At 72.7% G+C, this 7,353-nt stretch carries 8 protein-coding genes, 1 pseudogene and 1 riboswitch (1 of these 10 only partly in view); of the genes and pseudogenes, 4 read left to right on the top strand and 5 right to left on the bottom strand.

Annotated elements, in window-relative coordinates; translation table 11 throughout:
* The 3 genes and pseudogenes from D455_RS30940 to D455_RS0118605 all read right to left on the bottom strand — a co-directional run.
* Window positions 1–648, bottom strand: a pseudogene (locus D455_RS30940) (precorrin-2 C(20)-methyltransferase) (it extends 850 nt beyond the left edge of the window).
* Entirely contained in the window at window positions 645–1,310 is a 666-nt protein-coding gene (locus D455_RS0118610) for a precorrin-8X methylmutase (RefSeq protein ID WP_017572220.1), read from the bottom strand. The pseudogene D455_RS30940 and the gene D455_RS0118610 overlap by 4 nt, the downstream one beginning before the upstream one ends.
* A complete protein-coding gene (locus tag D455_RS0118605; protein WP_017572219.1) occupies window positions 1,307–2,209 on the bottom strand; it encodes a hypothetical protein in 903 nt (300 codons plus the stop codon). The genes D455_RS0118610 and D455_RS0118605 overlap by 4 nt, the downstream gene beginning before the upstream one ends.
* Before the next feature lie 52 nt (window positions 2,210–2,261).
* A riboswitch (cobalamin riboswitch) is annotated at window positions 2,262–2,466 on the bottom strand.
* Between the two features lie 123 nt (window positions 2,467–2,589).
* Between D455_RS0118605 and D455_RS34580 the strand changes: the two genes are divergently transcribed.
* Window positions 2,590–2,760 carry a hypothetical protein gene (locus D455_RS34580; protein ID WP_017572218.1) on the top strand — a complete coding sequence of 57 codons (171 nt, stop codon included), beginning with the start codon at window positions 2,590–2,592 and terminating at the stop codon, window positions 2,758–2,760.
* Between the two features lie 47 nt (window positions 2,761–2,807).
* On the opposite strand, the gene lhgO is transcribed toward D455_RS34580, so the two are convergent.
* A complete protein-coding gene (gene lhgO / locus D455_RS0118595; RefSeq protein ID WP_017572217.1) occupies window positions 2,808–4,013 on the bottom strand; it encodes an L-2-hydroxyglutarate oxidase in 1,206 nt (401 codons plus the stop codon).
* 249 nt (window positions 4,014–4,262) lie between these two features.
* Here lhgO and D455_RS0118590 point away from each other — a divergent pair, with 249 nt between their 5' ends.
* From D455_RS0118590 to D455_RS34235, 3 genes are all read left to right on the top strand, one after another.
* Window positions 4,263–5,741, top strand: coding sequence for an MFS transporter (locus D455_RS0118590; RefSeq protein ID WP_017572216.1), 1,479 nt, complete (start codon window positions 4,263–4,265; stop codon window positions 5,739–5,741).
* Window positions 5,738–6,307: a TetR/AcrR family transcriptional regulator gene (locus D455_RS0118585; protein WP_017572215.1), complete on the top strand. Its 570-nt coding sequence runs from the start codon at window positions 5,738–5,740 to the stop codon at window positions 6,305–6,307. Before D455_RS0118590 ends, D455_RS0118585 begins: the two co-directional genes overlap by 4 nt.
* A gap of 84 nt (window positions 6,308–6,391) precedes the next feature.
* The gene (locus D455_RS34235) at window positions 6,392–6,547 is read left to right on the top strand and encodes a hypothetical protein (RefSeq protein ID WP_160167855.1); all 156 of its coding nucleotides are present in this window, start codon (window positions 6,392–6,394) and stop codon (window positions 6,545–6,547) included.
* Between the two features lie 12 nt (window positions 6,548–6,559).
* On the opposite strand, the gene D455_RS0118575 is transcribed toward D455_RS34235, so the two are convergent.
* Window positions 6,560–7,060 carry a hypothetical protein gene (locus D455_RS0118575; protein ID WP_017572213.1) on the bottom strand — a complete coding sequence of 167 codons (501 nt, stop codon included), beginning with the start codon at window positions 7,058–7,060 and terminating at the stop codon, window positions 6,560–6,562.
* Window positions 7,061–7,353: the final 293 nt, after the last annotated feature.

The following is a 7,353-nucleotide window of genomic DNA, read 5'->3' as shown; positions in this document are numbered from 1 at the left end:
CAGCCGCCGCTCCCCGTCCATCGAGGCGCGCTCCACGTACACCGCGTGCTCCAGCCGCCCGGCCGCCGCCAGGGCGCGGCGGACGGCGGGGAAGGTCCGTCCCAGCTTCATGACCACGGCCGCGTCGGTGTCCGCCAGGCGGCGGGCCAGTTCCGGTTCGGGCAGGGTGCCGGGCAGCACGGTGAGCACGTCGGTCTGCCGGGCCAGCGGTGCCGCCGCCGTGGCCGTGGCGGCGGCGAAGGCCGGGATCCCGGGGACGATCTCGGTCGCGTACCGCTCGGACAGCCGGTCGTGCATGTACATGTAGGACCCGTAGAACAGGGGGTCCCCCTCGGAGAGCAGGACGACGTCGCGGCCCGCGTCGAGGTGGACGGCCAGCCGCGCGGCGGACGCCTCGTAGAAGTCGGCCAGGGCCCCCGCGTAACCGCCCGGGTGGTCGGTCGCGCCGGTGGTCACGGGGTAGGTGAGCTGTTCCTCGATCGCCGCGTCCGGGATCAGGGCGGCGGCGATGCGGCGGGCGTTGGACTCCTTGCCGACTCCGGCGTGGTAGGCGACGACGTCGGCTCCGGAGATGAGCCTGGCCGCCCTGAGGGTGATCAGCTCGGGGTCCCCGGGGCCGACTCCGACGCCGTGGAAACGACCGGTCACTCCTCCTCCTTGGCGAGTGCGTTGAGGGCCGAGGAGGTCATCGCGGAGCCTCCGCGTCGGCCGCGGGTGGTCACGTGGGGAACGTCGATGCCGTACCGGTCGGCGAACTCCGTCAGCGCCTGCTTGGACTCGGCGGCTCCGACGAAGCCGACCGGGCAGCCGACGATCGCGGCCGGGCGCGGGGCGCCGTCGACCAGCATCTCCAGCAGGTGGAAGAGGGCTGTGGGCGCGTTTCCCACGGCGACCACGGCGCCGTCGAGCAGCGGTTCCCACAGGGAGACCGCGGCGGCGGTGCGGGTGGTGCCCCACTCCCGGGCGAGGTCGGGGACGCGCTCGTCGCCGAGGAGGCAGAGCACCCGGTTGGCGCGTGGCAGGCGGCTCGCGGTCACCCCGGCGGCCACCATGCGCGCGTCGCACAGGATCGGCGCACCGGCCCGGAGGGCGGCGCGCGCCGCGGGGACCAGGTCGGGATGGACGACCAGGTCGTCGGCGAGGTCGACCTGCCCGGTGCCGTGGATCATCCGCACGGCGAGCCGCTCCGCGTTGGCGGGCAGGTGCCCGAGGCTGGCCTCGCGCCGGATGATGGCGAAGGAGTCGGCGTAGATCGCGGGCCCGTCGTCGACGTAGTCGTAGTGCCGGTTCGGTCGGCTCGGGATGGTCACCGTGCCTCCCCGGGGACGAGAAGGGCGCGCCACGGCGTGACGACGAGTTCGCCGGTTCCGGCGGCGAGCGCCTCCTCCGCGAGTGCCTCGGCGGCGGGTCGGTCCAGGCCGTCGTCGGGTACGGGAACGTGCCGTCCGCCCTCGGTCAGCGGGCCGTAGGGCAGCGGCGGCGCGGGCTCCGGCAACCGGGGGTCCGGCGGCACCGGGTCGGTCAGCGGTGTGGGGAGTTCGGCCACGTGCCAGGGCGCGTCGGAGCCGTCACCGCGCCGTTCCAGGAACGCGTCGGCCAACCGTACGAGCGAGGCGGCGGCCTCGCCGAGCGGTGTCAGCGGGCCCCAGCCCCCTCCCACCCTCAGTTGGGCGACGTGGGCGTCGAGGGCGACGAGTCCCAGGTCGCAAGGGCGTTCGAGCAGGTCACCGCTCCCGTCGTCCAGGACGAACAGGAAGCGTCCGGGGAGGGCGGCGCGGCGCGGGTCGGCGCACAGCAGCTCGTCCAGCGCGGCGGTGACGGGGCGCAGGTCGGCCCTCCCGGCCGAGGGGTGCTCCGCCCCCGTCAGGCCCGTGCGCGGGGAGACCATCACGTTGCGGACCAGTTCGTGGGAGGGCGAGGGCAGCAGTCCCGTGCCCTCCAGGGCACGGAGGACCTCGGGTTCCAGCCTTCCGTCGCGCCCCGGCAGGGCACGCAACTGCACGTTGGCCCGACTCGTGACACGGATCCGACCGTCGCCGTACTCCTCGGCCGCGGCGGCCAGGGCACGCAGCGAGCGGGCGGGAAGCCGACCGCCGACGAGCCGGAGCCGGACCAACAGCCCGTCGTCGGCGGGCCAGGGGCGCAGGGCACCGGGGCAGCGGTCGCGCCGGGTGCGGGAGACGGAGGATGGGGAGTCCGTCGTGGACATACGCGTCCTTCGGGTCAGGGACCCGTTCGCGGGGTCCGGATGACCTGGCGGCCCGTCACCGCCAGCACCAGCAGGTCTTCGGACTCGGGATCGACCGGTGCGGAGCGCCTTCCCGGAGCGCTGCTCCAGTGGCTGTCCCGGGAAACGCGTTCCCGGCACGTGCCCGCCCGTCACCCTCACCGCTGCGCGTCAGTCCCGGATTCGCACCGGGTTCCCTGCCCCACGAGGTGGAGTTCGACTGGCCCGACGAGGGTACCGTGCCCCTCTCTGTCCCAGTTCAGGGGCCTTCGCTCCGACGGGTTCGGGCGGCGCGGTTACCGCCGTGGGCGGCGGGTAGACGAACACCACGGCGGTACGCATCCCCACCCCCGGAGGCCCCCGTGTTCGCCACCATCGCTGCGATCCTGTTCGGGCTCGCCCTGCTCCTGGAACTCCTGGGCGAGAACATCCAGAACCTGGTCACCACGACCACCCTCACCCTGGCCGGGCTGGTGTTCCTCGCCCTGCACATGGCGGGGTACGGCTCGGGGGCGGGGCGCCGGCGGCGGTGAGCCCGGCCTGAGGCCGCTCTTCGCGGCAGACGGAAGGAACGAGGGGTTCAGTCCGTCTCCTCTCCGGAAACGACGTCGACCACGTGCTCGGCGATGGCCATGCACGACGTGGCCGCGGGCGAGGGCGCGTTGCGGACGGCGGTGACGCGTCCGAGCCGGTGGACGCGGAAGTCGTCGACGAGGCCGCCGTCGCGGTCCAGTGCCTGGGAGCGCACGCCCGAGCCGCCGCGCACGACGTCCTCGGGGCCGATCTCGGGCACGTACCGCCGCGCCGCCTTCATGTAGGCGCGCTTGGAGAGGGACCCGTACATCTCCCTGATTCCGGTGCGCCAGTGCCGGAGTCCCATGGTCCAGAAACCGGGCCAGGTGAGGTTGTCCCCCAGGTCCCCCAGACGAACGTCGAAGAGTCCGTAGCCCTCGCGGGAGAACGCGAGGACGGCGTTGGGACCCACCTCCACGTCTCCCGACACCCGCCGGGTGAAGTGCACGCCCAGGAACGGGTATCTGGGATCGGGCACGGGGTAGACCAGCCCGCGCACCATGTGGGCCTTCTCCGGGCGGACCAGCATGTACTCACCCCGGAAGGGGACGATCCGGGGACCGGCCCCGTCCCCGGCCAGGCGGGAGACCCGGTCCGTCTGGAGCCCCGCCGCGACGACGAGGCGGTCCACCCACACGAGCTCGCCGCCCGCGACGATCCGCAGTGCGTCGCCGGCCTCCTCGATCCGGGTGACCGGGCAGTTGAGACGGACCTCCCCGCCCGCGGCCACGATGTCCTCGGCGAAGGCCCCGCAGACGCGCGCGTAGTCGGTGATGGCGGTGTGCGGCGAGTACAGGGCGGCCCGGCCGGTCGCGTACGGTTCGATCTCGCCGATCCCGGCGGGACCCACGCGGCGCAGCCCCGGAACGGCGTTGTCGTCGGCTCTGGCGTAGATGTCGTCGAGTCGCGCCTCGTCGTCCCGGTCGACCGCGACGACGAGCTTGCCGCACTCGTCGTAGGGCAGTCCGCGGTCGGCACAGTACTCGCGCAGCATGCCCCTGCCCCGTGTGCACAAGGTGGCCTTGAGGCTGCCGGGCTTGTAGTACAGGCCCGCGTGGACGACCCCGGAGTTGTGGCTGGTCTGGTGCGCCGCGACGCGGCTCTCCTTCTCCAGGACCACGACGCGCGTCCCCGGCCGCCTGCGGACGATCTCCCTGCCGACCGCGAGCCCGACGATGCCCGCGCCGACGATCCCGACGATCTCGTCAGCCATGGTGCTCCCCCCGTTTCCGGTTCCTGGCGGCCGTTCCTCCTGTGGGTCTACACCACCGCCACGGTGACGAGGCTCGCAGGTTCGGGTTTTGACCCCTTCGGGTGAAACAGTGTTTACTTATGGGGTGAACGGCTGTTCACCCCACTTCTCCCATCGTTGACCGCCCCCACCCGGGCGGTCCGTCCGCGCGCGGTGACCGGTACGCCCCGCCCGCGCGCCCCGCACGAACGCCCCGCGACTGGAGGCCGAATGACGCTCAACCTACGCCTGCCCGCATGGGCCACCACGGGAATCCTCACCCTCTGCGGCATGGTCGTCTCGCTGCAGCAGACCCTCGTCATCCCCCTGCTGCCGGACCTGCCGCGCATCCTGGGCGTGTCCTCCGACGACGCGTCCTGGCTGGTCACCGCCACACTGCTGACCGGTGCCGTGGCCACGCCGATCGTCTCCCGTATGGCCGACATGTACGGCAAGCGCAGGATGCTGCTCATCTCCCTCGCGGTCCTGACCTCGGGTTCGCTCATCGCGGCGCTCGGCGGCAGCTTCGTGCCGATGCTCGTCGGCCGCGCCATGCAGGGGTTCGGCGCCTCCCTGATCCCCGTGGGCATGAGCATCATGCGCGACGAACTGCCCAGGGAGAAGCTCTCCGGGGGCATCGCCCTGATGAGCGCCACCCTCGGCATCGGCGCAGCCCTCGGCCTGCCCCTGTCCGGGGTGCTCTACAGCGCCTTCGGGTGGACCTCCCTGTTCTGGTCGGCGGCGGCCGTCGGCGCCGTGCTCCTCGTGACCATCCGCCTGCTGATCAACGAGTCCCCCCAGCGCACCCCCGGCCGCTTCGACGTCGTCGGCGCCCTCGTGCTCTCGGTCGTCCTCGTCGGCCTGCTGCTGGCACTGTCCAAGGGGGCCTCGTGGGGCTGGACCAGCGGCCGGGTCCTCGGCCTGACCGCGCTCTCCCTCGCCGCGCTCCTGGTCTGGGTTCCCCACCAGCTGCGCACGCGCGAGCCCATGGTGAACCTGCGCACGGCCTTCCGGCGCCCCGTCCTGCTCACCAACCTGTCCTCGTACTTCGTCGGGTTCGGGATGTTCCTGAACGGCCTGGTCACCACCCAGGAACTCCAGGTCCCCACCGACACCGGGTACGGCCTGGCCCTGCCCGTGGCCGTCGCCGGACTGGCGATGGTGCCGGGCGGCCTGATGATGCTGGTGTTCTCCCCGGTCGCCAGCCGCATGCTCAACAGGTGGGGCGGGAAGCCGACCCTGATCACCGGCGCGACGATCATGGGCCTCACCTACCTGTGGCGGGTGTTCAACTCCGACACCGTGCTGGAGGTGATACTGGGCAACATGTTCGTCAGCGTCGGCACCGCCACCGCGTTCGCCGCCATGCCCGCCCTGGTCATGGCCTCCGCGCCCCGGAGCGAGACCGCCTCGGCCAACGGACTCAACACCCTGGTCCGCTCGCTGGGCACCTCCAGCGGCAGCGCGGTGGTCGCGCTGGTCTTCGCGTCCCTGACCGTGGACGTGAACGGAACGGTGTTCCCGTCGGCCCGGGCCATGGACCTGTCCCACTGGCTCGGTGTGGCGGCGTGCCTGGTCAGCGTGCTGGTGGGCACCCTCATCCCGGCCCGGGGCCACGGACGGAAACGGGCGCCCGCCCCCGCCGAGCCCGCGGAGGCGGAGACCGACCGGACGCCCGGTGACGAGAGGCCCGCGGGGGTGAGGCCGTGACCGGTACCGACAGCCGCGGGGCGATCATCGACGCGGCACGGGAACTCTTCTTCGAACGCGGCTACAACGGGGTGACCATCCGCGACATCGCCACCGCGGCGGGGGTCTCGCCCGCCCTGGTGATCAAGCACCACCACAGCAAGGCCGCGCTCTTCAACGAGGTGGGACCGCACGATATCCCCCTGGCCGAGCTGGACCTGCCCCGTTCCGAGATGGGCCGCGCCCTGGTGCGCAAGATCCTCGCCCGGCGCGAGCGCGGCGTCCCCGAGAGCTGGTTGAGCGCGGCCGCCCACGTCCGCGAGTCCCCCGACCCCGACCGCTCCCGCGAGGAGACGCGCGACAGGCTTCTGGAGAGCGTCAGCGCCCTGATCGGGGACACCACCCCCGAACGCCGTTACGCCGGTGTCGTCTGCTGCCAGCTCCTCGGCCTCGCCGAGGGAGTCCGCGTTCTGGGCATGTTCCCCGTCGAGGAGGTCTCCCGCGACGACCTGCTGGACCTGTACGCGCCGATCATCCAGCGGCAGATCGACGCCTGCGCCCGGTCCCGTCCGGTCCAACCCCGGTAGGGGTGGTCGAGCGCGTGTCCGCCACGGAAGAACGTGACCTCCCGGAGCTCACACCCCGGCGCGCCGTCTGGTATGCCGAACGGTGTGAACAGCGAGAGCGACCCCGAGAAGCAGAGTGACGTCGAGCCGGTGGACCGGACGGCCGTGTCCAGGGAGATGATCAGCCAGTGGGGCTGGCCGTTCGTGACCCTCGTGGTCGTGGCCGGAGGCATGGTCCTGGGCTACGTCCTCTTCAGCTGAGCCGTCCGACGTTCAGGCACCGCCCAGGGTGGAGCCGGGCAGGCGGGTGGCGACCCACTGGTCGTCGGAGTCCCGGCGCATCTCCAGGGGGCCGTGGTCCTCCCCGGGGTAGGCCAGGGCGACCGTGGCGATGGGGGTGTCCCCGTCCAGGTCGGTGTTCATGGTGACCTCACCGACCTCGACGTCCGCTCCTCCCCCGAGGGACTCGGCGTAGAGGGGGAAGGCCGTCGCGCAGTCCTCGGCTCCGTGCGTGTCGGCCACCACCCTCCGGGCGGCCTCGTCCATCAGCGCGCATCCCGCCTCGCCGTCGGCGGCCTGGAGGGAGGCCACGAAACCCTCGGCGGCGCGCACCACCTCGGCCTCGGCGTCGGCGTCGGCGTCCACCGCGGCCCCGGTCTCCTCGGGCTGCTCCGCGGTCCCCTCCGTCGCCCCCTCTCCCGAGCAGGCGACGACGACCAGGAACAGAGCCACGAACGGCGGAAGGATCGGGGGAAGGAACGGCGGTCGTCTCATGGCGGGTGCCTTTCGGGGGGCGGGCGTCGTGTCCGCACCATTGTTACCGTATCCGTCCGTTCCGTGACCAGCGGTGTCCGGGGCGGTGACCGTGCGTGGTGCGGTACGGGGTTGTCCGCGCGTCGGGGCTCTGGTGATATGGAAGCGCGGTCCCCTCCCCCGGGACCGCCCCGAACTTTCTGGCGCACAGAGCACGCGCGGGCGTGCCACGGACGGCTCCGCCGTGCGTCCGCGCCGGAGGTGACATGACGTACCCGCCGCGGGAGAGCCACCTGACGGACCCGTTCGCGCGG

This window comes from Nocardiopsis halotolerans DSM 44410 (assembly GCF_000341065.1).
In the GTDB taxonomy this organism is placed as follows: domain Bacteria; phylum Actinomycetota; class Actinomycetes; order Streptosporangiales; family Streptosporangiaceae; genus Nocardiopsis; species Nocardiopsis halotolerans.
The sequence above is the reverse complement of the archived record's forward strand: the minus strand, read 5'-3'. Positions and strand labels throughout refer to the sequence as shown.